The organism is Streptomyces sp. NPDC001750, from assembly GCF_042892615.1.
Taxonomy (GTDB): Bacteria; Actinomycetota; Actinomycetes; order Streptomycetales; family Streptomycetaceae; genus Streptomyces.
The window spans coordinates 79,598-105,579 of the sequence record NZ_JBIAUE010000014.1 but is presented as its reverse complement, the minus strand read 5'-3'; the positions used below and the strand labels follow the sequence as shown (position 1 = coordinate 105,579).

Annotated in this window: 25 protein-coding genes; 10 read left to right on the top strand and 15 right to left on the bottom strand. The window is 71.0% G+C overall.

From position 1 onward, the window contains the following. Window positions 1-52: 52 nt before the first annotated feature. Complete coding sequence (locus ACFYY6_RS21995; RefSeq protein ID WP_388649317.1) at window positions 53-589, bottom strand: TetR/AcrR family transcriptional regulator; 537 nt, start codon at window positions 587-589, stop codon at window positions 53-55. Beyond that, window positions 589-909, bottom strand: coding sequence for a multidrug efflux SMR transporter (locus ACFYY6_RS21990; RefSeq protein WP_073788533.1), 321 nt, complete (start codon window positions 907-909; stop codon window positions 589-591). Before ACFYY6_RS21990 ends, ACFYY6_RS21995 begins: the two co-directional genes overlap by 1 nt. 204 nt (window positions 910-1,113) lie before the next feature. Here ACFYY6_RS21990 and ACFYY6_RS21985 point away from each other — a divergent pair, with 204 nt between their 5' ends. Next, window positions 1,114-2,145 (top strand): hypothetical protein, encoded by a 1,032-nt coding sequence (locus ACFYY6_RS21985; RefSeq protein ID WP_351524745.1) that lies wholly within the window; start codon window positions 1,114-1,116, stop codon window positions 2,143-2,145. Window positions 2,146-2,242: 97 nt separating this feature from the next. On the opposite strand, the gene ACFYY6_RS21980 is transcribed toward ACFYY6_RS21985, so the two are convergent. Next, the gene (locus tag ACFYY6_RS21980; protein WP_388649322.1) at window positions 2,243-3,637 is read right to left on the bottom strand and encodes a hypothetical protein; all 1,395 of its coding nucleotides are present in this window, start codon (window positions 3,635-3,637) and stop codon (window positions 2,243-2,245) included. A 242-nt stretch (window positions 3,638-3,879) separates the two neighbouring features. Here ACFYY6_RS21980 and ACFYY6_RS21975 point away from each other — a divergent pair, with 242 nt between their 5' ends. Next, on the top strand, window positions 3,880-5,034 hold the full coding sequence (locus ACFYY6_RS21975) for a cation diffusion facilitator family transporter (protein WP_389194706.1): 1,155 nt from the start codon (window positions 3,880-3,882) through the stop codon (window positions 5,032-5,034). 153 nt (window positions 5,035-5,187) lie between these two features. Here the strand turns inward: ACFYY6_RS21975 and ACFYY6_RS21970 are convergent, their stop codons facing one another. Genes ACFYY6_RS21970 through ACFYY6_RS21935 form a run of 8 tightly spaced genes read right to left on the bottom strand, consistent with a single transcriptional unit; the run spans window position 5,188 to window position 11,792 of the window. Further along, complete coding sequence (locus ACFYY6_RS21970) at window positions 5,188-5,562, bottom strand: metal-sulfur cluster assembly factor (RefSeq protein WP_386608928.1); 375 nt, start codon at window positions 5,560-5,562, stop codon at window positions 5,188-5,190. Beyond that, window positions 5,559-6,014, bottom strand: coding sequence for a Fe-S cluster assembly sulfur transfer protein SufU (gene sufU / locus ACFYY6_RS21965; protein ID WP_351524748.1), 456 nt, complete (start codon window positions 6,012-6,014; stop codon window positions 5,559-5,561). The genes ACFYY6_RS21970 and sufU overlap by 4 nt, the downstream gene beginning before the upstream one ends. A gap of 25 nt (window positions 6,015-6,039) precedes the next feature. Next, window positions 6,040-7,296 (bottom strand): cysteine desulfurase, encoded by a 1,257-nt coding sequence (locus ACFYY6_RS21960; RefSeq protein ID WP_351524749.1) that lies wholly within the window; start codon window positions 7,294-7,296, stop codon window positions 6,040-6,042. Then, on the bottom strand, window positions 7,293-8,057 hold the full coding sequence (sufC, locus tag ACFYY6_RS21955; RefSeq protein WP_351524750.1) for a Fe-S cluster assembly ATPase SufC: 765 nt from the start codon (window positions 8,055-8,057) through the stop codon (window positions 7,293-7,295). The genes ACFYY6_RS21960 and sufC overlap by 4 nt, the downstream gene beginning before the upstream one ends. Before the next feature lie 7 nt (window positions 8,058-8,064). Further along, window positions 8,065-8,382: a bifunctional 3-phenylpropionate/cinnamic acid dioxygenase ferredoxin subunit gene (locus ACFYY6_RS21950; RefSeq protein WP_351524751.1), complete on the bottom strand. Its 318-nt coding sequence runs from the start codon at window positions 8,380-8,382 to the stop codon at window positions 8,065-8,067. Then, entirely contained in the window at window positions 8,382-9,563 is a 1,182-nt protein-coding gene (sufD, locus tag ACFYY6_RS21945) for a Fe-S cluster assembly protein SufD (protein ID WP_351623505.1), read from the bottom strand. Before sufD ends, ACFYY6_RS21950 begins: the two co-directional genes overlap by 1 nt. 58 nt (window positions 9,564-9,621) lie before the next feature. Next, the gene (gene sufB / locus ACFYY6_RS21940; RefSeq protein WP_073788551.1) at window positions 9,622-11,043 is read right to left on the bottom strand and encodes a Fe-S cluster assembly protein SufB; all 1,422 of its coding nucleotides are present in this window, start codon (window positions 11,041-11,043) and stop codon (window positions 9,622-9,624) included. Further along, entirely contained in the window at window positions 11,040-11,792 is a 753-nt protein-coding gene (locus ACFYY6_RS21935; RefSeq protein ID WP_351524753.1) for an ArsR family transcriptional regulator, read from the bottom strand. The genes sufB and ACFYY6_RS21935 overlap by 4 nt, the downstream gene beginning before the upstream one ends. A gap of 186 nt (window positions 11,793-11,978) precedes the next feature. On the opposite strand from ACFYY6_RS21935, the gene ACFYY6_RS21930 reads away from it, so the two are divergent. From ACFYY6_RS21930 to ACFYY6_RS21920, 3 genes are all read left to right on the top strand, one after another. Further along, the gene (locus ACFYY6_RS21930) at window positions 11,979-12,905 is read left to right on the top strand and encodes an ABC transporter ATP-binding protein (RefSeq protein WP_351623506.1); all 927 of its coding nucleotides are present in this window, start codon (window positions 11,979-11,981) and stop codon (window positions 12,903-12,905) included. Further along, entirely contained in the window at window positions 12,902-13,669 is a 768-nt protein-coding gene (locus ACFYY6_RS21925; protein WP_351524755.1) for an ABC transporter permease, read from the top strand. The genes ACFYY6_RS21930 and ACFYY6_RS21925 overlap by 4 nt, the downstream gene beginning before the upstream one ends. 118 nt (window positions 13,670-13,787) lie before the next feature. Beyond that, on the top strand, window positions 13,788-14,801 hold the full coding sequence (locus tag ACFYY6_RS21920) for a COX15/CtaA family protein (protein WP_351623507.1): 1,014 nt from the start codon (window positions 13,788-13,790) through the stop codon (window positions 14,799-14,801). Window positions 14,802-14,910: 109 nt separating this feature from the next. Here the strand turns inward: ACFYY6_RS21920 and ACFYY6_RS21915 are convergent, their stop codons facing one another. Both ACFYY6_RS21915 and ACFYY6_RS21910 read right to left on the bottom strand, forming a co-directional pair. Beyond that, on the bottom strand, window positions 14,911-15,267 hold the full coding sequence (locus tag ACFYY6_RS21915; RefSeq protein ID WP_351524757.1) for a hypothetical protein: 357 nt from the start codon (window positions 15,265-15,267) through the stop codon (window positions 14,911-14,913). Between the two features lie 107 nt (window positions 15,268-15,374). Beyond that, window positions 15,375-16,328 carry a heme o synthase gene (locus ACFYY6_RS21910; protein WP_351525567.1) on the bottom strand — a complete coding sequence of 318 codons (954 nt, stop codon included), beginning with the start codon at window positions 16,326-16,328 and terminating at the stop codon, window positions 15,375-15,377. Window positions 16,329-16,960: 632 nt separating this feature from the next. Here ACFYY6_RS21910 and tkt point away from each other — a divergent pair. From tkt to pgl, 5 genes are read left to right on the top strand one after another with little or no spacing between them, the layout of a single operon-like run. Beyond that, window positions 16,961-19,063 carry a transketolase gene (gene tkt / locus ACFYY6_RS21905; RefSeq protein WP_351525568.1) on the top strand — a complete coding sequence of 701 codons (2,103 nt, stop codon included), beginning with the start codon at window positions 16,961-16,963 and terminating at the stop codon, window positions 19,061-19,063. A gap of 35 nt (window positions 19,064-19,098) precedes the next feature. Continuing rightward, window positions 19,099-20,217, top strand: a complete 1,119-nt coding sequence (gene tal, locus ACFYY6_RS21900) for a transaldolase (protein WP_351525569.1) — start codon at window positions 19,099-19,101, stop codon at window positions 20,215-20,217. 5 nt (window positions 20,218-20,222) lie between these two features. Continuing rightward, window positions 20,223-21,755, top strand: a complete 1,533-nt coding sequence (zwf, locus tag ACFYY6_RS21895; protein WP_351525570.1) for a glucose-6-phosphate dehydrogenase — start codon at window positions 20,223-20,225, stop codon at window positions 21,753-21,755. Then, on the top strand, window positions 21,752-22,816 hold the full coding sequence (gene opcA / locus ACFYY6_RS21890; RefSeq protein ID WP_351525571.1) for a glucose-6-phosphate dehydrogenase assembly protein OpcA: 1,065 nt from the start codon (window positions 21,752-21,754) through the stop codon (window positions 22,814-22,816). Before zwf ends, opcA begins: the two co-directional genes overlap by 4 nt. Then, on the top strand, window positions 22,813-23,595 hold the full coding sequence (gene pgl, locus ACFYY6_RS21885) for a 6-phosphogluconolactonase (RefSeq protein ID WP_351525572.1): 783 nt from the start codon (window positions 22,813-22,815) through the stop codon (window positions 23,593-23,595). The genes opcA and pgl overlap by 4 nt, the downstream gene beginning before the upstream one ends. 293 nt (window positions 23,596-23,888) lie before the next feature. Here pgl and ACFYY6_RS21880 read toward each other — a convergent pair whose 3' ends face one another. Beyond that, entirely contained in the window at window positions 23,889-25,478 is a 1,590-nt protein-coding gene (locus ACFYY6_RS21880; protein ID WP_388649336.1) for a PH domain-containing protein, read from the bottom strand. After that, complete coding sequence (locus ACFYY6_RS21875; RefSeq protein WP_351524539.1) at window positions 25,475-25,978, bottom strand: PH domain-containing protein; 504 nt, start codon at window positions 25,976-25,978, stop codon at window positions 25,475-25,477. The genes ACFYY6_RS21880 and ACFYY6_RS21875 overlap by 4 nt, the downstream gene beginning before the upstream one ends. Between the last annotated feature and the right edge of the window lie 4 nt (window positions 25,979-25,982).

The following is a 25,982-nucleotide window of genomic DNA, read 5'->3' as shown; positions in this document are numbered from 1 at the left end:
GGTCGGCGCGCCGGACGCCACACGTCGGCAACACACACGCGCCGAGGACCGGTCAGCCGACGACGCGCCCCATCATCTCCCGCGTGTACGCCTCGTCGTACTTCCCGCCGGTGAGCAGCACCTGCAGGCAGATCCCGTCCATGAGCGCGATCAGCGCACGCGCCGTGGCCGGATCGGTGCGCCGGGACAGCAGCTCGGCCGCGCCGTCGGTCCACTCGGCGGCGACGGGCCGCAGCGCGGGTCTGCGGAGTGCGGCGAGGTACAGCTCGTACTCCAGCTCCGCGCGTCCCCGCCCGCCGCGGAAGTACTCCCCCAGCAGCCGGGCCAGTTCCTCGGCGAGGTCGGCCGCGGGGTCGGCGAGGGCCCGGCTCTCCCGCATGACCTTCGCGAAGTTCTCGTTCGACCGGCGCAGCGCGGCGATCAACAGCTCGTCCAGCGAGGCGAAGTGATAGGTCGTCGAACCCAGCGGCACATCGGCCTCGGCGGCGACGGAACGGTGGCTGAGGCCCGCGATGCCCTTGGCGCCGACCACGCGGAGCGCGGCGTCGATGATGCGATCACGCCGCTCGGGGTCGTACCGGCGGGCCATCAGTGGGCCCCGCCCAGATTCAGCACCACCACTCCGGCGATGACGAGCGCTATGCCCGCGAGCTTGACCGGACCGCCGGACTCCCCCATGAAGAGGATGCCGATGGCGGCGACCGCGGCGGTGCCGATACCGGCCCAGATCGCGTAGGCGGTCCCCACCGAGAGCGTCTTCAGCGCCCGGGCGAGCAGCGTGAAGGCGGTGAGGTAGCCCACGACGGTGATCAGTGAGGGCCACAGCCGGGTGAAGCCCTCGCTGTACTTCATCGCCGTCGTGCCGGCGACCTCCGCCACGATCGCCGCGGCAAGCAGTCCGTAACCCATGTGTACGAGTGTACGCATCGCCGCTCTTCGTACGGTACGACGACTTCTCGCCGATGGGCGGCTACGGTGTCCCGGACCGGGGCACGGACGGCGGCAACGGACACAAGACACGACGGAGCAGCAGTGACGCAGGACGCAGGGTGGGGTGGCGGGGCGCCGTACGGCGGAGCGCCCTACGGAGGACCGCCGGGTTGGGGTGGCTGGATGCCACCGCCACCGAAACCCGGGGTGATACCGCTGGCGCCCCTGAAGCTCGCGGACATACTCGGGGGCGCCTTCGGCACGACGGGCCGTTACTGGAAGCAGCTGCTCGGGGTCGGCGGGGCCGCGTACGGCGGGACGCTGGCCGTCGTGGCGGTGACGGCCCTGATCGCGTACGCGACGGCCGGTGAGCACCTGCGCCGGCTCCTGGAGCTCAGCGCGGACGAGGATCCGGCGACGGGCGATCTCGTACCGGTGCTGACCGGTCTGGGCGCCGTCTGGCTGGTCGGCGTGCTCACCTTCGTGCTGGCGACGGCCCTGGTCTACGCGGCGGTGCCGGCCGTCCTCCAGGAAGCGGTGCTGGGCAGGCCGACGACCTTCTCCGCCGTCTGGCGCCGGGCCTGGTCCCGCGTACCGTCGGTGGCCGGGACGGTGATCCTCGTGTCCCTGGTCGTGATGATCCCCGTCGTGCTCGCGATGGTCGGCTTCATCGCCCTCATGGTCAGTGTGATCACCCTGTCGGACAGCGCCGGCGCCGCCGTGCTGTGGTCCGCCTTCGGGCTCCTGGGCGCCCTCGCCACCGCCCCGCTGGCCGCCTGGCTCTGGGTGAAGTTCAGCCTGGCCCCCTCTGCCGTGGTCTTCGAGGGCCTGCGACCGGTGGCGGCCATGCGCCGCTCGGCGCAGTTGGTGCGCGGCGACTGGTGGCGGATCTTCGGAATCGCTCTGCTGGGCCTCGCCATGGCCGCGGTGGCGAGCTACATGATCCAGATGCCGTTCTCGTTCCTCGGCATGTTCTCCGGCGCCATCGGCGGCGCGGCCCTCGCCGAGGACCCGAACCCCGCATCGGTCGTCCTCGCCATGAGCGGCTACATGGTGATCATGCTGCTGGGGCAGCTGGTCGGCCAGTTCATTTCGGCGACGTTCCCCCAGCTGGTGATCGGGCTTCTCTACGTCGACCGGCGCATGCGTACGGAGAATCTGGGCCCGGTCCTGGCCGAGGCGGCGGCCGCCGCGCCGGCCCCGCACGGCCCGTAGCGGTGCTCGCGGCGCCCGGGATCCGGTGCCCGGCACCTCCGGCCGGCCTCCGGCCCGGCCCCGGCGACCAGGGACCGGGCCGGTGCCCGTCGTGCCGTCAGTCGCCGACGGTGAACCGGACGGCGCGCGACTTCTTCCATTCGGCGTGGTCGAGGTCCTTCGCCTCCGTGCCGTCCCCGTACAGATCGGCCGACCCCGAGTCCGTGATCAGCTGGACCCGGGCGCCCGGCACGGTCAGGTCCGGGACGTCGACGACGGCCTCCCAGCCGCCCGGGTCGCCGGTGGGCAGGTCCAGCCGCCTGACCGGGGCGTGGGCGGCGACCCCGTCCCAGCTGTAGAGGGCGTACGGGTCGGAGTTGTCGTCGGCCGCCCAGGAACCGGCCACGATCAGGTACTGGTCGGCGGCATTCTTCCGGATGTCGCGGATGCTGAGCCCGCCGAGGTCCAGCTCGATCGGCATGCCGATGGCCGCCTTCGCCCCGCCGCCGGCCACCCTGTCGAAGTTGGTGACGGGCACGATCAGCGCCTTGCCGCCCGTCTTCGGCGGCACGAGCGGGGCCCGGAAGCCGAGGTACGCGGTGGTCGTGGAGCCGGGCGCGAACTCCAGGCCCTCGATGTTGAACCCGTCGATCTGCTTGGGTACCTCGCCGTCCGCCGTCCCCGCCGCGAATCCGAACCGGTCGCCGTGCGCCTCGTCCCAGGCGACGAGGTCGTCCCGGAGCCTCTTGTACGAACCGCCGACCGTCAGCCGGGTGCCGGCGCCCGATCCGGACACCGTCGTGGTGAACACCGTGTTGCGGTCGGCCTTGTACTCGCCGCTCTTGTTGTTGCCGAGCGAACCGGTCCAGTAGATGGTGTTCCCGACCCGGGCCGCCGCCTCGATGTCGATCTCCTTCGACACCCCGAGCTCCGGGCCGACGTCCCAGCTCCTGACCGGCGCGCCGGAGACGGAACGGTCGTACAGGCGCAGCGTGTTGGACTCGTCGTCGGCGACGACCGCGTAGCCGCCGCCGACGTCCACGGCGGCCGAGGCGTCCGACGAGCCGGCGAGGTAGCGCGTGTCGGCGGCGTCCCGCACGGCGGCCGACGCCGCGTAGTGCAGCTTCTTGGTGGCGGTCCTGCCGCCGAGTCCGGTGACCTCGACCGTGAGGTCGGTGAAGCCGCGCCCGTGGGCGGCGACGGACAGCCTCCGGGTGGTGCCCGTCCCGGTCACGGTCACATCGCCGGTCCCGGCGACGGACGGCTTGGAGCTGGCGGACGCCGCCACCGTGAGCGCCCCGGCGTCGGCACCGCTCTGCGCGACGGTGACGGTGACCACGGGGTCGCCGGTCGCGCCGACGGCACCGGAGAGGTAGGAGACCGAGAGCCCGATGGTCGGCGTCCCGTAACTCGCGGCGTGCGCGGGGGTGTTCGGCCCGAAGGCGGTCAGCGCGAGAACGGCGCCCGCGGCGGCGGCCGTCCGACGGTTCCGTAACGAAGACGTGTGCAGCACGGCATGCCTCTCGTCGGCGTGGTGGCGCGGGAAGGTGCGGAAAGGCTCCGATACCCGCGACAACACCGAGCACACACCGAGCAGACTTCGGGCGTACGTTCTGTGTCCGGTTCGGCGCTCCGGGCCGGTACCGGCCGTCGGCACCGGGCGCCACAGCAGCGCTGTTGCGAGCACATCGCACCTGGTCACAGGGCGTACGACGGCTGTAGCCGCAATCGGATTCGTGTGCCACCGTGAACCGCATGGAGGGGAACGGACACACTCACGCACACGACCGCCACGAGCACGGACAGCTCCCCGACCACGGCCTCGACGGCCGACACGGCCACGCGGGGAGCCGCATGCACGGCCACGGTCACACGCCCGGCGAGGCCGGACACCGGCCCGGTCACGGCGTCTCCCGCACCGCGCGTCTGCGGCACCGGCTCGCGCACCTCGTCACGCCGCACGGCCACGAAACGGCCGACAAGGTCGACACGGCGATGGAAGCCTCCCGCGAGGGCATGCGCACGCTGTGGATCTCACTGGTCGTCCTCGGTGCCACGACCGTCGCCCAGGCCGTCGTCGTCGCCCTGTCGGGGTCGGTGGCCCTGCTGGGCGACACCGTCCACAACGCCGCCGACGCGCTGACCGCCGTCCCGCTGGGGATCGCCTTCCTCCTCGGCCGACGGGCGGCGAACCACCGCTACACCTACGGCTACGGCCGGGCGGAGGACCTGGCCGGCGTCCTGATCGTCGCGACCATCGCCGCCTCCGCCGTCCTGGCCGCCTGCGTGGCGGTGGACCGGCTGCTCCACCCCCGCGACATCACCCACCTGTGGGCCGTCTCCGCCGCCGCGCTCATCGGTTTCATCGGCAACGAATGGGTGGCCCGCTACCGCATCCGCACCGGGCGCCGCATCGGCTCCGCCGCGTTGGTCGCCGACGGGCTGCACGCCCGGACCGACGGATTCACCTCGCTGGCCGTCCTGCTGGGCACGGGCGGCGCGGCGCTCGGCCTGCCCGCCGCCGATCCCGTGGTCGGCCTGCTCATCGCCGTGGCCATCCTGATGGTCCTCAAGGACGCCGCCCGCGAGGTCTGCCGACGTCTGATGGACTCCGTCGACCCCGGCCTCGTCGCCGCCGCCCACTGCGCCCTGCGGAACGTCGACGGCGTCCTGGACACCGGGCGCGTGCGGATGCGGTGGATCGGCCATGAGCTGCGCGCCGAGACCGAGGTCGTGGTCGATCCGCGGCTGACCGTCGTCGAGGCCCACCGCATCGCCGTCGCCGCCGAGCACGCCCTGATCCACGCCGTGCCCCGGCTGACCGCCGCGACCGTGCACATGGACCACGCCCCCGTCGCGGGAGACCCGCACGCCGTCCTCGCCCACCACGGCGAACGGCCCCCGGTGTGAACCGGAGGCCGTTCGTCGGTCGGTACGGATGTCACGCGCCACCCCGCGGTGCCACACATGGTGCGACGCGGCACGGTACCGAACGCCGTGAGGCGTACGGGATGACGTGTACGGGGTGACACGCGAGAGGGTTCCGCGTGCGACGCGGTGGGATCAGACGTTGAAGCCCAGCGCGCGCAGCTGTTCCCGCCCGTCGTCCGTGATCTTGTCCGGGCCCCACGGCGGCATCCAGACCCAGTTGATCCGCAGCTCGTTGACGATGCCGTCGGTCGCCGACTTCGCCTGGTCCTCGATGACGTCGGTCAGCGGACAGGCCGCGGACGTCAGGGTCATGTCGAGGGTGGCGATGTTGGCGTCGTCGATGTGGATGCCGTAGATCAGCCCCAGGTTGACCACATCGATGCCCAGCTCGGGGTCGACGACGTCGTACAGGGCCTCGCGGACCTCCTCCTCGGAGGCCGGCTTGGTCACCCGAGTCTCTTCGGAGGTCACCGGGGTCTCCTCGGAAGTCACCGTGTTCTCGCTCATGCCGTCTTCCCTTCGGACAGCGCCTTCGCCGTCGCGTCCTTCCACGCCATCCAGCTCAGCAGCGCGCACTTCACCCGGGCGGGGTACTTGGAGACACCGGCGAACGCGACGGCGTCCTCCAGCGACTCCTCCATGGCGTCGTCCGGCTCCAGCTGGCCCTTCGACTGCATCAGTTCCAGGAAGGTCTCCTGGATCTTCTGCGCCTCGCCCAGCTCCTTGCCGACCAGGAGGTCGTTCAGCACGGACGCACTGGCCTGGCTGATGGAGCATCCCTGACCCTCGTACGAAATGTCGGCGATGGTCTCGCCGTCGTACTTCACCCGGAGAGTGATCTCGTCGCCGCACGTCGGGTTGACGTGGTGCACCTCTGCGTCGCCGTCCCGCAGGCCGCGCCCGTGGGGGTGCTTGTAGTGGTCCAGGATCACTTCCTGGTACATGGAATCAAGCTTCACCAGTCACCCCTCAGCCGCTCGTCCCTCATCCGAAAAAGTTCCGTACGTGCTCCAGGCCGGCCACCAGGGCGTCGACCTCGGCGGGCGTGGAGTACAGATAGAAAGACGCTCGCGTCGTCGCGGGAATTCCGTACCGCAGACAGACCGGCCGTGCGCAGTGGTGTCCGACCCGGACCGCGATGCCCTGCTCGTCGAGCACCTGGCCCACGTCGTGCGGGTGGATGTCGCCGAGCGTGAAGGAGATCGTGGCGCCGCGGTCCTCGGCCGTCGCCGGACCGATGATCCGCAGGTCGGGGACCTCCAGCAGCCGCTTCACCGCGTACTCGGTGATCGCCTGCTCGTGACGGTGGATCTTCTCCATGCCGATCGACGAGAGGTAGTCCACGGCCGCGCCGAGGCCGACGGCCTGCGCGATCGGGGGCGTACCGGCCTCGAACTTGTGCGGCGCGGGGGCGTACGTCGACGAGTGCATCGAGACGGTCTCGATCATCTCGCCGCCGCCGAGGAACGGCGGCAGGTCCTCCAGGAGCTCCTGCCGTCCCCAGAGCACGCCGATGCCGGTCGGGCCGACCATCTTGTGGCCGGTGAAGGCCACGAAGTCGGCCTGGAGCGCCTGCACGTCGAGCACCATGTGCGGGGCCGCCTGCGAGGCGTCGATGCAGACCAGCGCGCCGACCTGCTGGGCGCGGCGGACGATCTTCTCGACCGGGTTGATCGTGCCCAGGATGTTCGAGACCAGCGTGAAGGTGACGATCTTCGTCTTCTCGGTGATGATCTCGTCGATGTTCGACAGGTCGAGGCGGCCCTCGTCGGTGATGCCGAACCACTTCAGCTTCGCGCCGGTGCGCTGCGAGAGCAGCTGCCAGGGCACGATGTTGGAGTGGTGCTCCATCTCCGTGGTGACGATCTCGGTGTCGTGGTCCACCCGGTAGGGCTCGTCGGCCCAGCCGAGCATGTTGGCCACGAGGTTCAGCGACTCGGAGGCGTTCTTGGTGAAGATCACCTCGTCGCGGCTGGGCGCGTTGATGAACGCGGCGACCTTGTCACGGGCGCCCTCGTACAGCGCCGTGGCCTCTTCCGCGATCGTGTACACACCGCGGTGCACGTTGGCGTTGTGGCGCTCGTAGTACTCGTTGAGTGCGTCGAGGACCTGGCGCGGCTTCTGCGAGGTCGCCGCACTGTCCAGGTAGACGACCTTCTTCCCGTCGTGGACCGTGCGATCCAGCAGGGGGAAGTCCTTGCGGATCGCCTCGGTGTCGAGGAGGCCCGGCAGCTGTGTCACGCGGAAGCGCCACCCTTCACGTATGCCTCGTAGCCCTCGTTCTCCAGCTTGTCGGCGAGCTCGGCACCGCCGGACTCGGCGATGCGGCCGTTGGCGAAGACGTGCACGAAGTCGGGCTTGATGTAGCGGAGGATCCGCGTGTAGTGCGTGATCAGCAGCGTGCCGACCTCGCCGGTCCCGCGGACCCGGTTGACGCCCTCGGAGACGATCCGCAGGGCGTCGACGTCGAGACCGGAGTCGGTCTCGTCGAGGATCGCGACCTTCGGCTTGAGGAGCTCCAGCTGGAGGATCTCGTGGCGCTTCTTCTCACCGCCGGAGAAGCCCTCGTTGACGTTGCGCTCGGCGAAGGCCGGGTCGATCTGGAGCCGCTCCATGGTCTCCTTGACCTCCTTCACCCAGGTGCGAAGCTTGGGCGCCTCGCCGCGGACGGCGGTGGCGGAGGTGCGCAGGAAGTTGGAGACCGAGACGCCGGGGACCTCGACGGGGTACTGCATCGCGAGGAACACGCCCGCGCGGGCGCGCTCGTCGACGGTCATCTCCAGGACGTCCTCGCCGTCCAGGGTCACCGAACCGCCGGTGACCGTGTACTTGGGGTGACCCGCGAGCGAGTACGCGAGGGTGGACTTGCCGGACCCGTTGGGGCCCATGATGGCGTGGGTCTCGCCCTGCTTCACGGTCAGGTCGACGCCCTTGAGGATCTCCTTCGTGGCGTTGTCGGCCTCGACGGTGACGTGCAGGTCGCGGATTTCAAGCGTTGCCATGGGTGACTCAGGACTCCTGGGTGACGGAGACGAGCACATCGTCCCCTTCGATCTTGACGGGGTATACGGGGACGGGGCGCGTCGCGGGAAGGCCGGACGGCTTGCCGGTGCGGAGGTCGAAGCTGGAGCCGTGCAGCCAGCACTCGATCATGCAGTCCTCCACCTCTCCCTCGGACAGCGAGACGTTCGCGTGCGAGCAGATGTCGTTGATCGCGAACACCTCGCCCTCGGTACGGACGACGGACACCGGGACGCCGTCGAGCTCCACACGCTTCGGGGTGTCCTCTTCCAGCTCGCTGAGCGCGCAGACTTTGACGAAGGCCATCAGACGGACGCCTTCAGCTCGGTCTCGATCTTGTCGAGCAGCCGCGCCTCGACGTCCGGCAGGCCGATCTGCTGGACGAGTTCGGCGAAGAAGCCGCGTACGACGAGCCGGCGGGCCTCCTCGGCCGGGATGCCGCGCGCCATCAAGTAGAACAGCTGCTCGTCGTCGAAGCGGCCGGTCGCGGAGGCGTGGCCGGCGCCGACGATCTCGCCGGTCTCGATCTCCAGGTTCGGCACGGAGTCGACGCGCGCGCCGTCCGTGAGGACGAGGTTGCGGTTCATCTCGTAGGTGTCGGTGCCCTCGGCGGCGGCCCGGATCAGCACGTCGCCGATCCACACCGCGTGCGCGTCGTCGCCCTGGAGCGCGCCCTTGTAGGCGGCGTTGGACTTGCAGTGCGGGGTGTTGTGGTCGACCAGGAGGCGGTGCTCCTGGTGCTGGCCCTTGTCGGTGAAGTACAGGCCGAACAGCTCGGCCTCGCCGCCGGTGCCCGCGTAGCTGACGCGCGGGTGGAGGCGGACGAGGTCGCCGCCGAAGGTGACGACGATCGACTTGAACGAGGCGTCCCGGCCCACCAGGGCGTTGTGCTGGCCGACGTGGACCGCGTTCTCGTCCCAGTCCTGGACGGAGACGACGGTGAGCTTCGCGCCGTCGCCGAGGACGTAGTCCACGTTGGCGGCGAGCACCGCGTCACCGGTGTGGTCGATGACGACGACGGCCTCGGCGAAGGCACCCAGCTCCACGACCTGGTGGCCGAAGGCCACCCCGCCCTCGCCGTGCACCGCGATGCGGATCGGCTCGGTGAGCACGGCCTCCTTGGGGACCGTGACCACGGACGCCTGCTCGAAGGACGAGTACGCCTGGGCGGCGACGCGGTCCACCGGAGTGCCGGCCCGGCCGAGCCGGGAGTCGTCGCGGCCGACGGTCTCGACCGAGACGCCCTCGGGGGCCTCGATGGCGACCTTGACGCCGTCGCCGGTGGCCACCGCCGTGCCGTCGTGCAGCCCGCGCAGCCGGTCCAGCGGCGTGAACCGCCACTCCTCCTCGCGGCCGTGCGGCACCGGGAAGTCCGCGACGTCGAAGGACGGCGGCGCGCTCATGCGCGTGGCGACGGTCGATTCGGCGGCCACCGCGATGGAACCGGTGGTGGTGGATCCCGCCGGGATGTTCTGAGCCTCAGCCATGGCTGTCGTAGTGCTCGCTTTCTCAGTGAAGTGTCCGGGGATTCGGTCGTCGGCCGGGTCAGCCGACCGAACCCTCCATCTGCAGCTCGATCAGCCGGTTGAGTTCGAGCGCGTACTCCATCGGCAGTTCCTTGGCGATCGGCTCGACGAAGCCGCGCACGATCATCGCCATCGCCTCGAACTCCGTCATACCGCGGCTCATCAGGTAGAACAGCTGGTCCTCGGAGACCTTGGAGACGGTCGCCTCGTGCCCCATCGACACGTCGTCCTCACGGACGTCGACGTACGGGTAGGTGTCGGAGCGCGAGATGGTGTCGACCAGCAGCGCGTCGCAGAGCACGTTCGACTTCGCGCCCGGAGCGCCCTCGCCGATCTCGATCAGACCGCGGTAGGAGGTGCGGCCGCCGCCCCGCGCCACCGACTTGGAGACGATGTTGGAGGAGGTGTTCGGCGCCATGTGGACCATCTTGGCGCCGGCGTCCTGGTGCTGGCCCTCGCCCGCGAAGGCGATGGACAGGGTCTCGCCCTTGGCGTGCTCGCCCATCAGGTAGACGGCCGGGTACTTCATGGTGACCTTGGAGCCGATGTTGCCGTCGACCCACTCCATGGTCGCGCCCTCATAGGCCACGGCGCGCTTGGTGACCAGGTTGTAGACGTTGTTCGACCAGTTCTGGATCGTCGTGTAGCGGCAGCGGCCGCCCTTCTTCACGATGATCTCGACGACCGCGGAGTGCAGCGAGTCCGAGGAGTAGATCGGAGCGGTGCAGCCCTCGACGTAGTGGACGTACGCGTCCTCGTCGACGATGATCAGCGTCCGCTCGAACTGGCCCATGTTCTCCGTGTTGATACGGAAGTACGCCTGGAGCGGGATGTCGACGTGGACGCCCTTGGGCACGTAGATGAACGAGCCGCCGGACCACACGGCCGTGTTCAGCGAGGCGAACTTGTTGTCGCCGACCGGGATGACGGTGCCGAAGTACTCCTTGAAGAGCTCCGGGTGCTCCTTCAGCGCCGTGTCGGTGTCGAGGAAGATGACGCCCTGCGACTCCAGGTCCTCACGGATCTGGTGGTAGACGACCTCCGACTCGTACTGCGCGGCGACACCGGCGACCAGGCGCTGCTTCTCCGCCTCCGGGATGCCGAGCTTGTCGTAGGTGTTCTTGATGTCCTCGGGCAGGTCCTCCCAGGACTCCGCCTGCTTCTCCGTGGACCGCACGAAGTACTTGATGTTGTCGAAGTCGATGCCCGACAGATCGGAGCCCCAGGTGGGCATGGGCTTCTTGTCGAAGAGCCTGAGGCCCTTGAGGCGCAGCTTCAGCATCCACTCGGGCTCGTTCTTCTTCGCCGAGATGTCGCGGACGACATCCTCGGAGAGCCCGCGCTTGGCCGCGGCGCCTGCCGCGTCGGAGTCGGCCCAGCCGAATTCGTACGTGCCCAGCCCCTCGAGTTCGGGGTGGGCAGTCTCCGTGGGGAGCGTCATGCGGGGTTCCTCCCGGCCTTGCTTGCAGATGCTGAATGAGTGGTCTTCGGTGCTGTGCGGCGACCGCTGCGCGGGATGTACGTCGTGCACACCTCGTCGCCGTGGGCGATGGTGGCCAGACGCTGCACATGCGTACCGAGAAGGCTGGAGAAGAATTCCGTCTCCGCCTCGCACAGCTGCGGATACTGCTCGGCGACATGAGCGACCGGGCAGTGGTGCTGGCACAACTGCTCGCCCTGCTGCGGGCCGGGCGCGCTACGCGCCGTAGCAGCGTACCCGTCGGCCGACAAGGCCTTGGCCAACGCCTCGGTGCGCGCATCGGGATCCGCCGCCTCGATCGCCGCCCGGTACGCCTCGGTCTGGGCCGCAATCCTGGCCCGGGCGAAGGCGGCGACCGCGGCCTCGCCCGAGGTCTCGGCGATCCACCCCAGGGCGTCCGCCGCGAGCTTGTCGTAGGACTGGTCGAACGCGTCCCGTCCGCAGTCGGTCAGGGCGAACGCCTTGGCCGGGCGGCCACGCGTCCGTGCTCCGTAGACCCGCTGCTCACGGGCCTCGACGACGCCGTCCGACGCGAGGGTGTCGAGATGGCGGCGGACCGCGGCCTGGGTGAGACCGAGGCGCTTGGCCAGCTCGGCGACGGTGGACGGGCCGTGGTCCAGGATGGAGCGCGCGACCCTGTTGCGCGTCGAACGCTCGCCGGTCGCGAGTTCCTCCTGGGGTGTCTCCCGCTTGGTCTCGCCGTTTTTCACAACGCCATTGTTGCGTAATTAATCCGGCCCTGACAACCACGGTCCGGAACGATCTACGGTGCGCTTCATCACTTAGGGTCACCTAATCCACGCCGGAGACCGGCCGCGTGCCCCTCCCGACGGGGGTCCGGCGGGACGCCCCCGCGCCCGCCGGGGGCGAAGTGGCAGCCCTTAGACTTACCGGCCATGAAGAGCGAGCCGGTCGTCCAGATCCGCGGGCTGGTGAAGCGGTACGGCCGCAGGACCGCGGTGGACGGCCTCGACCTGAGCGTCCGCGCCGGTACGGTCACCGCCGTCCTCGGCCCCAACGGCGCCGGCAAGACCACCACCGTCGAGACCTGCGAGGGCTACCGCCGCCCCGACGCCGGGACGGTGCGGGTCCTCGGCCTCGACCCGGTCGCGGACGCCGCCCGGCTGCGCCCCCGGATCGGCGTGATGCTCCAGTCCGGTGGCATCTACTCCGGGGCGCGCGCGGACGAGATGCTCCGCCACATGGCGAAGCTCCACGCCCACCCCCTGGACGTCGACACGCTGATCGACCGCCTCGGCCTCGGCACCTGCGGCCGCACCACCTACCGCAGGCTCTCCGGCGGCCAGCAGCAGCGCCTCTCCCTGGCGATGGCCGTGGTGGGCCGCCCCGAGCTGGTCTTCCTCGACGAGCCGACCGCCGGGCTCGACCCGCAGGCCCGGCGCTCCACCTGGGACCTCGTGCGCGAGCTGCGCGCCGACGGCGTGTCCGTCGTCCTGACCACGCACTTCATGGACGAGGCCGAGGAGCTCGCCGACGACGTCGCCGTCATCGACGCGGGCAGGGTCATCGCCCAGGGCAGCCCCGAGGCACTCTGCCGCGGCGGCGCCGAGAACACCCTGCGCTTCACCGGCCGCCCCGGCCTCGACCTCGGCTCCCTGCTCAAGGCGCTGCCGGACGGCGCGGAGGCGGCCGAGCCCACCCCGGGCACGTACCGCATCACGGCCGACGTCGACCCGCAGCTGCTGGCCACCGTCACCTCCTGGTGCGCGCAGCACGGGGTGATGCCGTCCGGCATCTCCGTCCAGCGGCACACCCTGGAGGACGTCTTCCTCGAACTGACCGGCAAGGAGCTGCGCGCATGAGCGCCGGTACGTACGCCCCGCGGCCGGGCGCCGCCCCGCTCTCCCGGATGATCGCCGCGCAGGCGGCGCTGGAGACGCGGATGCTGCTGCGCAACGGCGAGCAGCTGCTGCTGACCGTGATCATCCCGGCGCTGCTGCTGGTGCTGTTCAGCGCGGTCGACGTCGTGGACACCGGCGCGGGGCGGTCCGTGGACTTCCTGACGCCCGGCGTCCTGGCGCTCGCCGTGATGTCCACGGCCTTCACCGGCCAGGCCATCGCCACCGGTTTCGAGCGGCGCTACGGGGTGCTCAAGCGGCTCGGCGCCTCGCCCCTGCCGCGCTGGGCGCTGATGACCGCCAAGACCCTCTCGGTGCTGGTCACCGAGGTGCTGCAGGTGGTGCTGCTGACGGTGATCGCGTTCGCGCTGGGCTGGTCGCCGCACGGCGCCCCGTTCGCCGTGGTGCTGCTGCTGGTGCTCGGCACCGCCGCGTTCTCCGGGCTCGGACTGCTGATGGCCGGGACGCTGAAGGCGGAGGCCACGCTGGCCGCGGCCAACCTGGTCTTCCTGCTGCTGCTGGTCGGCGGCGGGGTGATCGTGCCGCTGGACAAGTTCCCGGACGCGGTGCAGTCGGCGCTCGGGCTGCTGCCCATCACGGCCCTGTCGGACGGGCTGCGCGACGTCCTCCAGCACGGCGCCGGGATGCCGTGGGGCGATCTCGGCGTGCTGGCGGTGTGGGCGGTGCTCGGGCTGGGCGCGGCGGCGAAGTTCTTCCGCTGGGAGTGAGCCGGACGGGTGCGCGACGTCCCGGTCCGGGTGCTCGACGTGAGCCTTTGTCAGCGCTCCGTCGCCGTTTCGCGCTACTCGTCCCCCTCGTGAAAGCTTGCACAAGCCGCCGCCTACGATGGTGCGCGTGCCCAAGCTGACCCGAGCCGAAGTCGCTCAAGCCGCGCGGAACCCGCTCCTCTACATCGCCGAACGGTGGACGCCGACGGAACGCATCGTCCGTCGTGCCGTCCTGTCGGCCGTCGTCATGTCCGTCGTCATCGTCGTCACCGGCGGTGCGGTACGGCTGACCGGTTCCGGCCTCGGCTGCCCCACCTGGCCCAAGTGCACCGAGGACAGCCTCACCGCGACGAGCGAGATGGGCTTGCACGGCGTCATCGAGTTCGGCAACCGCCTGCTGACGTACGTCCTGTGCGCGGCCGTCGGCTGGGCGATCATCGCCGCCCGCTCGGCGAAGCCCTGGCGGCGCAGCCTCACCCGGCTCGGCTGGGCGCAGTTCTGGGTGGTCATGGGCAACGCGGTGCTCGGCGGCATCGTGGTGCTGGTCGGCCTCAACCCGTACACCGTCGCCGCGCACTTCCTGCTCACCACGGCGCTGCTCACCGTCGCGATGGTGATGTGGCAGCGGATCGGCGAGGGCGACGAAGCGCCCCGGCCGCTGGTGGGCAAGGCGGTGTCCCAGCTGACCTGGCTGCTCGTGGTCGCGGCGGGGCTGCTGATCGCGGTCGGCACGGTCGTCACGGGCGCCGGACGGCATGCGGGCGACTCCAGCGACGTCCCCCGCATTCCGGTGGACTGGCAGATGGTCGCGCAGCTGCACGCCGACCTGGCCTGGGTCGTGGTGGCGCTGACCGTCGCCCTCTGGTTCGCGCTGAAGGCCGTGGACGCACCGGTCGGCCCGCGGAGGCGGGCCCGCGACCTGTTCCTGGTGCTGCTGGGGCAGGGCGTGATCGGCTACGTCCAGTACTTCACGGACACCCCGGAGATCCTGGTCGGCCTGCACATGTTCGGTTCGTGTCTGGTGTGGATCGCGGTGGTGCGGGTGCTGCTGTCGCTGCGCGAGCGCCCGGTGGCCGTACCCGCGGTCCCCGGCCCCGCCGCCGAGAAGCCGGAGCCGGCCGCCGCGGGGTGAGCCGGGGCGGGCCCTCGTGGGCCCTGCCGATACGTCTGTACGCCGATGCCGGGCGGTTCCTTGACCAAGGACCGCCCGGCATCGGTGTACAGACGTATCGGGGCCGCTCTCAGCCCTTGTCGGACGGGCCGCCCACCTGGATCCCGGCCATCCGCGTCCACTCGTACGGGCCGGTGCGGACCTTCGCCGCGAGCTCCCCGTCGAAGGACTCGTGCATCGTGATCCCGGCCTTCCGGGCGGCACTCTCGGCGACCGCGTACGAAGGGGCGACCAGATCGCCCCAGCCGCCGTCCTCGCCCACGAGCACGATGCGGGCGCCCATCTGCCCGATGTAGGCGAGCTGCCCCTCCGCGCCGCCGTGCGCCTTGGAAAAGGCACCGATCTGCTTGGCGAGCTTCGCCGCCCTGCGCTCCGCGCGGGCCGCCCGCTTGCCGCTCTCCACCTGGGTCTCAGCCGTCTCTGCCATGGTCAGGATGCTATCGATGGGTAGAACGACGTGCGACGGGCGGGGCACGTGGCGTGGGCCACGTACCCCGCCCGTCGGCGGGACCGCTCCGGTGGAGCGGGGCGGGACTACCTCAGGAAGGGGTCGATCGCCACGGCGAGGAAGAGCAGCGAGACGTAGGTGATCGACCAGTGGAACAGCCGCATCTCCTTGAGCTTCGCGCCGGTCACTCCCGCCTTGGCCCGGTTGAGCAGGGCGTGCGCCTCCCAGAGCCAGAAGCCGCCGGTCAGCAGCGCCACCGCGGTGTAGAACCAGCCGGTGTGGCCGAGCGGGGTCAGCAGCAGCGAGACGAGCACCATCGCCCAGCTGTAGAGCACGATCTGGCGGGCCACCACACGGTTGGTCGTGATCACCGGGAGCATCGGAACACCGGCGCGGGCGTAGTCGTCCTTGACCTTCATCGAGAGCGGCCAGTAGTGCGGCGGCGTCCAGAAGAACATCACGACGAAGAGGATGACCGCGGCCCACGACATCGAGTTCGTCACGGACGACCAGCCGATGAGGACCGGCATGCAGCCCGCGATGCCGCCCCAGACGATGTTCTGCGCGGTACGCCGCTTCAGCACCAGCGTGTAGCCCACGACGTAGAACAGCAGAGCACCGAGCGCGAGCGCGGACGACAGCCAGTTGACCAGCAGCCCGAGCCAGACCGTGGAGACCACCGCGAGGACGATGCCGAAGGCCAGGCACTCGCGCGGGCTCACCATGCCGGTGACCAGCGGGCGCTGCGACGTACGGTGCATCACCGCGTCGATGTCGCGGTCGATGTACATGTTCAGCGCGTTGGCGCCGCCCGCGGAGAGGTATCCGCCGATGGTGGTCGTGAGCACGAGCCACAGATCGGGTACGCCCTGGGCCGCCAGGAACATCACCGGCACGGTGGTGATCAGCAGCAGTTCGATGATCCGAGGCTTGGTCAGCGCCACGAATGCCTTGACACGAGTCCCGAACGGGCGATGGCCCCCCGGGCTGGAAGTCAAGGCGACCCCTGCGGGTCGGGACTCGACGGCCGTCACGCACACCCCTGACAGAGAAATCCAGCAAGCTCCGGGCGTGAGGACCCGGTAAAGACTTGCGCGAACCAGACCACTGTAGACGTTGGGAACATGCCGTCCTTCGTGGGGGTCGGATCGTGTTGGCGTGGCACGGAAGCGCGGAATCACGCCCGTCACGGCGGTGTCGAGGCGGCGACGGGCGCCCCTCGCGGCGACGCGGGAGGCCCACCGGAGCGGCACGCTCCGCACACCTCCGGGCGCCGTGCCCCGCGCACCCCGGCGGGACACGCCCACCGGATCGAGACGCGGACGGACGGTCCGGCGCGCGGACCGGCACGGGAAAGGCTCCCGCGGTCTCGCCCGCGGGAGCGGCACGCAGGCTCCGGACGCCAGTCGTCGGAGCGTTCACGCAAGCGCGGAACCCGCTCGCCGGAGCGGCACGGAAGGGCCCTCGCCCGCTCACCGGAGCGGCGCAGAAGTGAGCCCCCGCGCTCATACGGGAGGCGGACCCGCCGGGCCGCCCGCACCCTGGAAAGCAGCGGAAAACGCGCGTTCCGACACAGGTAGGCTCGACCATCCCGGTGCGGTCACAGTCACCGGAATCCCCGGTGCGGTCACCGTCACCGGTTGACAACAGTGGAGAGGAGCCCTGACTCAGGGTGAGCACCAAGCCGACCACCACAGATCTCCAGTGGACCGAAGTGGACCAGCGGGCCGTGGACACCGCTCGCGTCCTCGCCGCCGATGCCGTTCAGAAGGTCGGAAACGGCCACCCGGGCACGGCGATGAGCCTGGCTCCCGCCGCGTACACCCTCTTCCAGAAGGTGATGCGGCACGACCCCGCCGACCCGGAGTGGACCGGCCGCGACCGGTTCGTGCTCTCTGCCGGCCACAGCAGCCTGACCCTCTACACCCAGCTCTACCTGGCCGGCTACGGCCTGGAGCTCGACGATCTCAAGTCCTTCCGGACCTGGGGCTCCAAGACCCCGGGCCACCCGGAGTACGGGCACACCGCGGGCGTGGAGACGACCACGGGCCCGCTGGGCCAGGGCGTCGCCAACGCCGTGGGCATGGCGATGGCCTCCCGCTACGAGCGCGGTCTGTTCGACCCGGAGGCGGCCCCCGGCACCTCCCCGTTCGACCACATGGTGTGGGTCGTCGCGGGTGACGGCTGCCTCCAGGAGGGCATCGCCGCCGAGGCGTCCTCGCTGGCGGGGCACCAGAAGCTCGGCAACCTGGTCCTGCTGTGGGACGACAACCACATCTCGATCGAGGGCGACACGGAGACCGCGGTCTCCGAGGACACCCTGAAGCGGTACGAGGCGTACGGCTGGCACGTCCAGCGCGTCGAGCAGCTGCCCAGCGGCGACCTGGACCCGGCGGGTCTGTACCGGGCGCTGGAGGCCGCCAGGGCCGAGACCGGGCGCCCGTCCTTCATCGCCGCCCGCTCGATCATCGCGTGGCCCGCCCCGAACGCCCAGAACACCGAGGCGTCGCACGGCTCGGCGCTGGGCGAGGAGGAGGTCGCCGCGACGAAGAAGGTCCTCGGCTTCGACCCCGAGAAGTCCTTCGAGGTCTCCGACGAGGTCATCGCGCACACCCGCAAGGCGCTGGACCGCGGCCGTGAGGCCCGGGCCGAGTGGGAGAAGTCCCTGGCCGCGTGGCGCACCGCCAACCCGGAGCGCGCCGCCGAGTTCGACCGGATCTCCGCGGGCGAGCTGCCCGCGGGCTGGGAGGACAGGATCCCGGTCTTCGAGCCCGGCAAGAGCGTGGCCACCCGCGCCGCCTCCGGCAAGGTACTCCAGTCGCTCGGCGAGATCGTCCCCGAGCTGTGGGGCGGCTCCGCCGACCTGGCGGGCTCGAACAACACGACGATCGACAAGACGTCGTCGTTCCTCCCCGTGGGCAACCCGCTGCCCGGCGCGGACCCGTACGGCCGCACGATCCACTTCGGCATCCGCGAGCACGCCATGGCCGCGGCCATGAACGGCATCGCGCTGCACGGCAATACCCGTGTCTACGGCGGCACCTTCCTGGTGTTCTCCGACTACATGCGCAACGCCGTACGGCTCTCCGCGCTGATGCACCTGCCGGTGACGTACGTGTGGACGCACGACTCGATCGGTCTCGGCGAGGACGGCCCGACCCACCAGCCGGTGGAGCACCTGGCCTCGCTGCGCGCCATCCCGGGTCTGAACATCGTCCGGCCGGCCGACGCCAACGAGACCGCCATCGCGTGGCGCGAGATCATGCGCCGCCACACCAAGGTGTTCGGCGAGGGGACCCCGCACGGCCTGGCGCTGACCCGCCAGGGCGTGCCGACGTACGAGGCGAACGAGGACGCGGCCAAGGGCGGTTACGTGCTCCTGGACGCCGAAGGGCCCGAAGGCCAGTGCACGTCGCCGCAGGTGCTGCTGATCGGCACGGGCTCCGAGGTGCACCTCGCCGTCGAGGCGCGCGAGGAGCTGCAGGCGGCCGGCATCCCGACCCGTGTGGTGTCGATGCCGTCGGTCGAGTGGTTCGAGGAGCAGGACCAGGCGTACAAGGACAGCGTCCTGCCGCCGTCGGTGAAGGCGCGGGTCGCGGTCGAGGCCGGCATCGGCCTGACCTGGCACCGGTATGTCGGGGACGCCGGCCGGATCGTCTCGCTGGAGCACTTCGGTGCCTCGGCCGACGCCAAGGTCCTCTTCCGTGAGTTCGGCTTCACCGGCGAGCACGTCGCCGCCGCCGCGCGGGAATCTCTCGCCGCCGCCGCGCGCTGACGCCCTTATAGAGACAAGTAGGAGATGCAACTCTCATGACAGACGCACTCAAGCGCCTCTCCGACGAGGGCGTGGCGATCTGGCTCGACGACCTGTCGCGCAAGCGGATCACGTCGGGCAATCTGGCCGAGCTGATCGACGAGCAGCACGTGGTGGGCGTCACCACCAACCCGTCGATCTTCCAGAAGGCGATTTCGAGCGGGGACGGCTACGAGCGGCAGCTGACCGACCTCGCCACCCGCAAGGTCACCGTCGACGAGGCCATCCGCATGATCACGACGGCCGACGTGCGGGACGCGGCGGACATCCTGCGCCCCGTCTTCGACGCCACGGACGGCCAGGACGGCCGGGTCTCCATCGAGGTGGACCCGCGTCTGGCCCACCACACCGCCGCCACCGTCGCCGAGGCCAAGCAGCTGGCCTGGCTGGTGGACCGGCCCAACACGCTCATCAAGATCCCGGCGACGAAGGCCGGTCTCCCGGCGATCACCGAGGTCATCGGCAAGGGCATCAGCGTCAACGTCACGCTGATCTTCTCGCTGGAGCGCTACCGCGAGGTCATGGACGCCTACCTGGCGGGTCTGGAGAAGGCCAAGGCCGCGGGCCTGGACCTGTCCAAGATCCACTCGGTGGCGTCGTTCTTCGTGTCCCGGGTGGACACCGAGATCGACAAGCGGCTCGACACGATCGGCACCCCCGAGGCCAAGGCGCTCCGGGGCAAGGCGGCGCTCGCCAACGCCCGCCTCGCCTACCAGGCGTACGAGGAGGTCTTCGGCTCGGAGCGCTGGGCCGCCCTGGACAAGGCGCAGGCCAACAAGCAGCGCCCGCTGTGGGCCTCGACCGGGGTCAAGGACCCCGCGTACAAGGACACCCTGTACGTCGACGAACTGGTCGCTCCCGGCACCGTCAACACCATGCCCGAGGCCACCCTGGACGCCACCGCCGACCACGGGCGGATCACCGGCAACACCATCGCCGGCACCTACGAGCAGGCCCGCGCCGAGCTCGACGCCGTGGCGGAGCTCGGCATCTCCTACGCCGACGTCGTCCAGCTGCTGGAGGACGAGGGCGTCGAGAAGTTCGAGACGTCCTGGATCGATCTGCTCAACTCGACCGAGGCGGAGCTCAAGCGCCTCGCCCCTTCGGAGGACTGACCACCTTGTCTGGTGTTCCCGGAGCCAATCCGCTTCGTGACCCCCAGGATCGACGGCTCCCGCGCATCGCGGGGCCGTCGGGCCTGGTGATCTTCGGCGTCACGGGTGATTTGTCCCGCAAGAAGCTGATGCCCGCCGTCTACGACCTGGCCAACCGCGGCCTGCTGCCGCCGGGCTTCTCGCTCGTCGGTTTCGCGCGCCGGGAGTGGCAGGACGAGGACTTCGCACAGGAGGTCCACGACGCCGTCAAGCAGCACGCCCGCACCCCGTTCCGCGAGGAGGTCTGGCAGCAGCTCATCCAGGGGATGCGCTTCGTCCAGGGCAACTTCGACGACGACGAGGCGTTCGAGACGCTGAAGGCGACGATCCAGGAGCTCGACGAGGCACAGGGCACGGGCGGCAACTTCGCCTTCTATCTGTCCGTGCCGCCGAAGTTCTTCCCCAAGGTCGTCCAGCAGCTCAAGAAGCACGGGCTGGCCGACCAGAAGGAGGGCTCCTGGCGGCGTGCCGTCATCGAGAAGCCCTTCGGACACGACCTGCAGAGCGCGCAGGAGCTCAACCGGATCGTGCACGACGTCTTCCCGCCCAACGAGGTCTTCAGGATCGACCACTACCTCGGCAAGGAGACGGTCCAGAACATCCTGGCGCTGCGGTTCGCCAACACGATGTTCGAGCCGATCTGGAACAGGTCCTACGTCGACCACGTCCAGATCACCATGGCGGAGGACATCGGCATCGGCGGCCGGGCGGGTTACTACGACGGCATCGGCGCCGCCCGTGACGTCATCCAGAACCACCTGCTCCAGTTGCTGGCGCTGACCGCGATGGAGGAGCCCGGCTCCTTCCACCCCAAGGCCCTGGTCGCCGAGAAGCTCAAGGTGCTCGCGGCCGTGGACCTGCCGGAGGACCTGGGCAAGCACACGGTGCGCGGCCAGTACGCGCACGCCTGGCAGGGCGGCGAGGAGGTCCCCGGCTATCTGGAGGAGGACGGCATCGACCCCGGGTCGACGACCGACACCTTCGCCGCGATCAAGCTGACGATCAACAACCGCCGCTGGGCGGGCGTGCCGTTCTACCTCCGTACCGGAAAGCGGCTCGGCCGCCGGGTCACGGAGATCGCGGTGGTCTTCAAGCGCGCCCCGTACCTGCCCTTCGAGTCCGGCGCGACGGAGGAACTGGGCGGCAACGCCCTGGTCATCCGGGTCCAGCCGGACGAGGGCGTGACCGTCCGGTTCGGCTCCAAGGTGCCCGGCACCTCGATGGAGGTCCGGGACGTCACGATGGACTTCGCGTACGGCGAGTCCTTCACCGAGTCGAGCCCGGAGGCGTACGAGCGGCTCATCCTCGACGTGCTGCTCGGCGACGCCAACCTCTTCCCGCGGCACCAGGAGGTTGAGCTCTCCTGGAACATCCTCGACCCGATCGAGGAGTACTGGGCCGAGCACGGCAAGCCCGCGCAGTACCCGGCGGGCACGTGGGGCCCGGCCGAGGCGGACGAGATGCTCGCACGAGACGGACGGAGCTGGCGCCGGCCATGAAGATCGACCTCACGGAGACCACCTCCAGCAAGATCAACCAGGCGCTGGTGTCGGCCCGGCGTGCCATCGGCACCCCGGCGATCGGCATGGTGCTGACCCTGGTCATCGTCACCGACGAGGAGAACGCGTACGACGCCCTCAAGTCGGCCGGTGACGCCTCGCGCGAGCACCCCTCGCGGATCATCGCGGTGATCAAGCGGCTCAGCCGTTCGCCGCGCAGCCGCCGCGACGCCCGGCTCGACGCCGAGGTGCGGGTCGGCTCCGACGCGGGCACCGGCGAGACGGTCGTGCTGCGCCTCCACGGCGAGCTGGCCAACCACGCCCAGTCGGTCGTCCTGCCGCTGCTGCTGCCGGACGCCCCGGTCGTGGTCTGGTGGCCGCAGGACGCGCCCGCCGAGCCGGCGAAGGACCCGCTGGGCGCCCTCGCGCAGCGCCGGATCACGGACGCCTACTCGGCGGAGCACCCCTGCGACGAGATCACCCTGCGCGCCCGGTCGTACGCCCCCGGCGACACCGACCTGGCCTGGACCCGCGTCACGCCGTGGCGCTCGATGCTGGCCGCAGCGCTCGACCAGCAGCACGCCGAGATCGTCTCGGCGACGGTCGAGGGCGAGTCGGAGAACCCGAGCTGCGAGCTGCTCGCCATGTGGCTGGCGGACCGGCTCGGGGTCCCGGTCGAGCGCGCCCAGTCCGACGGTCCCGGCCTGACGGCCGTGCGGATGGAGACCAGGAGCGGTGTCATCGTCCTGGACCGGCCGGACGGTTCGATGGCCACGCTCTCGATGGAGGGCCAGCCGGACCGCGCGGTGGCGCTCAAGCGGCGGGACACCGCCGAACTGCTCGCCGAGGAGCTGCGGCGTCTGGACCCGGACAACACCTATGAGGCGACGGTGAAGTTCGGCGTGGACAAGCTCGGCGGACCGGCACGGCCGAAGACGGAGGGCTCGAAGCCCGCCGATCCGAAGCCGGCCGACCCTGAGCCCGCCGGGGCCGCCCCCGCCCCGGCCGCCGCGAAGAAGGCCGCGGCCAAGTCCCCGGCCAAGAAGGCGGCGTCGAAGTGAGTGCCCCTCAACTCGTCGTGCACCGCGACAAGGAGCTGATGGCACAGGCCGCCGCGGCCCGGCTGATCACGAAGGTGGTGGACGCCCAGGCCGCGCGCGGTCACGCCTCGGTGGTCCTCACCGGCGGGCGCAACGGCAACGGCCTGCTGGCCGCCCTCGCCGCCGCGCCCGCCCGGGACGCGATCGACTGGTCGCGGCTCGACCTGTGGTGGGGCGACGAGCGGTTCCTGCCGGAGGGCGACCCGGAGCGCAATGTCACGCAGGCCCGTGAGGCACTGCTGGACACGGTGCCGCTGGACCCGTCGCGGGTGCACGCCATGCCCGCGTCGGACGGCCCCTGGGGCAACGACGCCGACACGGCGGCGGCCGCGTACGCCGCCGAGCTGGCCGCCGCGGCCGGTCCGGAGGACCACGGGCCGGTGCCGACGTTCGACGTGCTGATGCTGGGCGTCGGCCCGGACACGCATGTCGCGTCGCTCTTCCCGGAGCTGCCCGCGGTACGGGAGACCGAGCGCACCGTCGTCGGTGTGCACGGAGCTCCCAAGCCGCCGCCCACCCGCGTCTCGCTGACGCTGCCCGCGATCCGGGCCGCGCGCGAGGTGTGGCTGCTCGCCGCGGGAGAGGACAAGGCGGAGGCCGCGGAGATCGCGCTCTCGGGCGCCGGGGAGATCCAGGCCCCGGCGGCCGGTGCGTACGGACGCGCCCGGACGCTGTGGCTGCTGGACGCGGCGGCGGCCTCGCGGCTGCCGCGCGCCCTGTATCCGCCGGCCTCGTCCTGATCGGTTCCCGGAACCGACGCCCGCGGGCCCGGTCAGCTCCTCGGAGCGACCGGGCCCGCGGGCGTTCCGGGAGGCGGCCGTGCCCAGGGCGCACCGGAAGCGGGGCCGGGCCGGGCACACCGTCCTCACGGTCTCGGCCCGTACGCGGGAGCGGGGCCGTCCTCGCGGTCTCGGAGCCTGTCGGGTGACCTCTGATCGGGCGGACGCGGCGTGGCACGCACGCTTCCGGCGCCTTGGAATCGCACGCACCACGCCGCGTCCGCTCTCCGATCGAAGGTCCCCCCGACAGGCTCTCAGCCGGTGGGCGGGGTGCGCTCCAGGAAGGGCTCCAGCAGGCCCGGGACGGCCCGGGAGGCGAAGTCCAGGCCCTCGCTCTCGTCGGCGTCGTACGCCGTGTACGCGCCCGCCCCGGCGGCCGTGGTCGCGGCGATGCCGATCACCCCGGCCCGCCGCTGGAAATACGTCTGCCGCACCGTCCAGCCGATGACCCCGGCCCGCTCCAGCGCGGCGGTGGAACGCCGGAGCGTACCGGACCGGACCACCAGGTAGTCGCCGCTGAGCGCGTGCCCCAGGCCCCGGTAGGCGTCCCGGGCCAGGAACAGCCCGAGCGGCAGCCCCACGACCGCGCAGACGAGCGCCGCCCACAGCAGGACGGGGGTCAGCAGCAGCCCCAGCACGACCAGGACGAGCACGGGTACGGCGACGGCCCACAGGGCCCGGCGCAGCCGCCGCCCCCGCGCCACCGTGGGGTGGGCGGTCAGCGCGGCACCGGTCGGGGAGACGGCCTCGCGCAGGACGTCGGCGGCCACCGCGTCAGCCACGGACCGGGGCGCGACGGGCAGCAGGGTGTCCTGGTCGCGGTGGCGCTCCTCGTCGTCCTTGGCGAGTCCGGTGGTGATCGCGTCGACCCGGGCGGCACCGAACAGCCGGACGCCGAGCGGTTCGACGAGATCGACACCGCGCAGTCGGCGTTCCTCGATGGAGACGGAACGTGAGGTCAGCAGCCCGCGCCGGATGCGCAGGGTGCCGCCCGTTTCGCGCTCCAGCCGGTAGTTCCACCACATCTCGACCCACAGACCGAGCGCGCCGACGACGCCGGCGGCCAGCACGACGAGTGCGACGACCCCGATCACGGCCGGCAGCGCGGTGTCCCGGAACCGGTCGCCGACCCATCCGATGACCTTGCCCTGCGCCCCGAACCAGTCGCTGACCTGCATCACCGCACCGGCCGCCGCGCCGCCGAGCGCCGGGGCGACGAACGACACCGGCGCGTAGCGGATCCAGCCCGGATCCAGGACGGCGAGCTCGCCCTCGCGATGGGTGCCCGGGGCGCCCGTGTCCGCGCGCTCCAGCAGTTCGCGGCGGAGCCGTTCGCCCTCGCCCCGGGCCACCGGGTCGAGTTCCAGGGTGGAGTCGTTTCCGGAGTGCTCGCCGGTACCGATGCGGACGGTGACCAGGCCGAGGACCCGTTGCAGCAGATGGGCGGTGAGATCGACGCTGCGGACGCGCTCCCGGGCCAGCGAGCGTTTCTTGACCATGAGCAGCCCCGTGTGCAGCTCGACCCGCTCGGCACCGACGCGGTAACGGGTGCGACGCCACCGCACGTAGTCGCCCGCCGTAGCGCAGCCGACCAGCGCGAGCGCACCGGCCACCACCAGGGCCACCGCCGCCCCGAACCCGAACCGCCCGGAGAGCCCGAGCGTGACGGGCACGGACGCGCCGACCGCGACACCGGCCGTGAGCAGCGCGCTGACAAGGACCGTGCGCCGGTCCAGCCGCCGCCAGTCGGTGCCCTCGCCGGTCACCGTCACCGCGCCGATGGCATCGGTGTCGACGCCGTCGTCGCCCGCTCCGGGCGGCGAAGCGGTCGCCTCCGTGCTCATGTGGCGTCCCCGGGGGTGTCCTGGGTGATCCTGGTCAGGCGTTCGGCCAGCTCGGCCGCCGACTCGTGACCCAGCCCCGCGATCCGTACCGCGCCCTTGGACGAGGCGGTGGTCACGGTGACGGTGGCGAGCCGGTAGAGCTGTTCGAGCGGTCCGCGCACGGTGTCCACGGTCTGGATGCGGGACATCGGGGCGATCCGCCACTCCTGCCACAGGAGGCCCGTCCTGACGTAGACGGCTTCGTCGGTGACCTCCCAGCGGTGGGTACGGAACCACCAGAGCGGGAAGAGGACGGCGCAGCCGACACCGAGCACCGCGAGAACCGCGGCGGGCAGCAGCAGCCAGAACCTGGCGGGCTCGATGAACACGCCCAGTACGACGAGGACCACCACCGGCAGCGCGGTCAGCAGCAGCCACTGGGCGCGCCACCAGTCGACCGCCCTGGGATCCAGGGTGTTGTTCGGCGGCCTCAGCCGCACCGTCCGCTCCCCCGCACTCACCGGC

What these genes read in the sequence shown, in the direction of transcription:
- ACFYY6_RS21925 (WP_351524755.1), top strand. Translation starts at nt 12,902, where the DNA reads ATGAGCGCCGGTACGTACGCCCCGCGGCCGGGCGCCGCCCCGCTCTCC.
- ACFYY6_RS21990 (WP_073788533.1), bottom strand. Translation starts at nt 909, where the DNA reads ATGGGTTACGGACTGCTTGCCGCGGCGATCGTGGCGGAGGTCGCCGGC.
- ACFYY6_RS21920 (WP_351623507.1), top strand. Translation starts at nt 13,788, where the DNA reads ATGGTGCGCGTGCCCAAGCTGACCCGAGCCGAAGTCGCTCAAGCCGCG.
- ACFYY6_RS21950 (WP_351524751.1), bottom strand. Translation starts at nt 8,382, where the DNA reads ATGGCCTTCGTCAAAGTCTGCGCGCTCAGCGAGCTGGAAGAGGACACC.
- ACFYY6_RS21880 (WP_388649336.1), bottom strand. Translation starts at nt 25,478, where the DNA reads ATGAGCACGGAGGCGACCGCTTCGCCGCCCGGAGCGGGCGACGACGGC.
- ACFYY6_RS21915 (WP_351524757.1), bottom strand. Translation starts at nt 15,267, where the DNA reads ATGGCAGAGACGGCTGAGACCCAGGTGGAGAGCGGCAAGCGGGCGGCC.
- sufC (WP_351524750.1), bottom strand. Translation starts at nt 8,057, where the DNA reads ATGGCAACGCTTGAAATCCGCGACCTGCACGTCACCGTCGAGGCCGAC.
- tal (WP_351525569.1), top strand. Translation starts at nt 19,099, where the DNA reads ATGACAGACGCACTCAAGCGCCTCTCCGACGAGGGCGTGGCGATCTGG.
- ACFYY6_RS21975 (WP_389194706.1), top strand. Translation starts at nt 3,880, where the DNA reads ATGGAGGGGAACGGACACACTCACGCACACGACCGCCACGAGCACGGA.
- opcA (WP_351525571.1), top strand. Translation starts at nt 21,752, where the DNA reads ATGAAGATCGACCTCACGGAGACCACCTCCAGCAAGATCAACCAGGCG.
- ACFYY6_RS21930 (WP_351623506.1), top strand. Translation starts at nt 11,979, where the DNA reads ATGAAGAGCGAGCCGGTCGTCCAGATCCGCGGGCTGGTGAAGCGGTAC.
- sufD (WP_351623505.1), bottom strand. Translation starts at nt 9,563, where the DNA reads ATGGCTGAGGCTCAGAACATCCCGGCGGGATCCACCACCACCGGTTCC.
- ACFYY6_RS21995 (WP_388649317.1), bottom strand. Translation starts at nt 589, where the DNA reads ATGGCCCGCCGGTACGACCCCGAGCGGCGTGATCGCATCATCGACGCC.
- sufB (WP_073788551.1), bottom strand. Translation starts at nt 11,043, where the DNA reads ATGACGCTCCCCACGGAGACTGCCCACCCCGAACTCGAGGGGCTGGGC.
- ACFYY6_RS21970 (WP_386608928.1), bottom strand. Translation starts at nt 5,562, where the DNA reads ATGAGCGAGAACACGGTGACTTCCGAGGAGACCCCGGTGACCTCCGAA.
- ACFYY6_RS21985 (WP_351524745.1), top strand. Translation starts at nt 1,114, where the DNA reads ATGCCACCGCCACCGAAACCCGGGGTGATACCGCTGGCGCCCCTGAAG.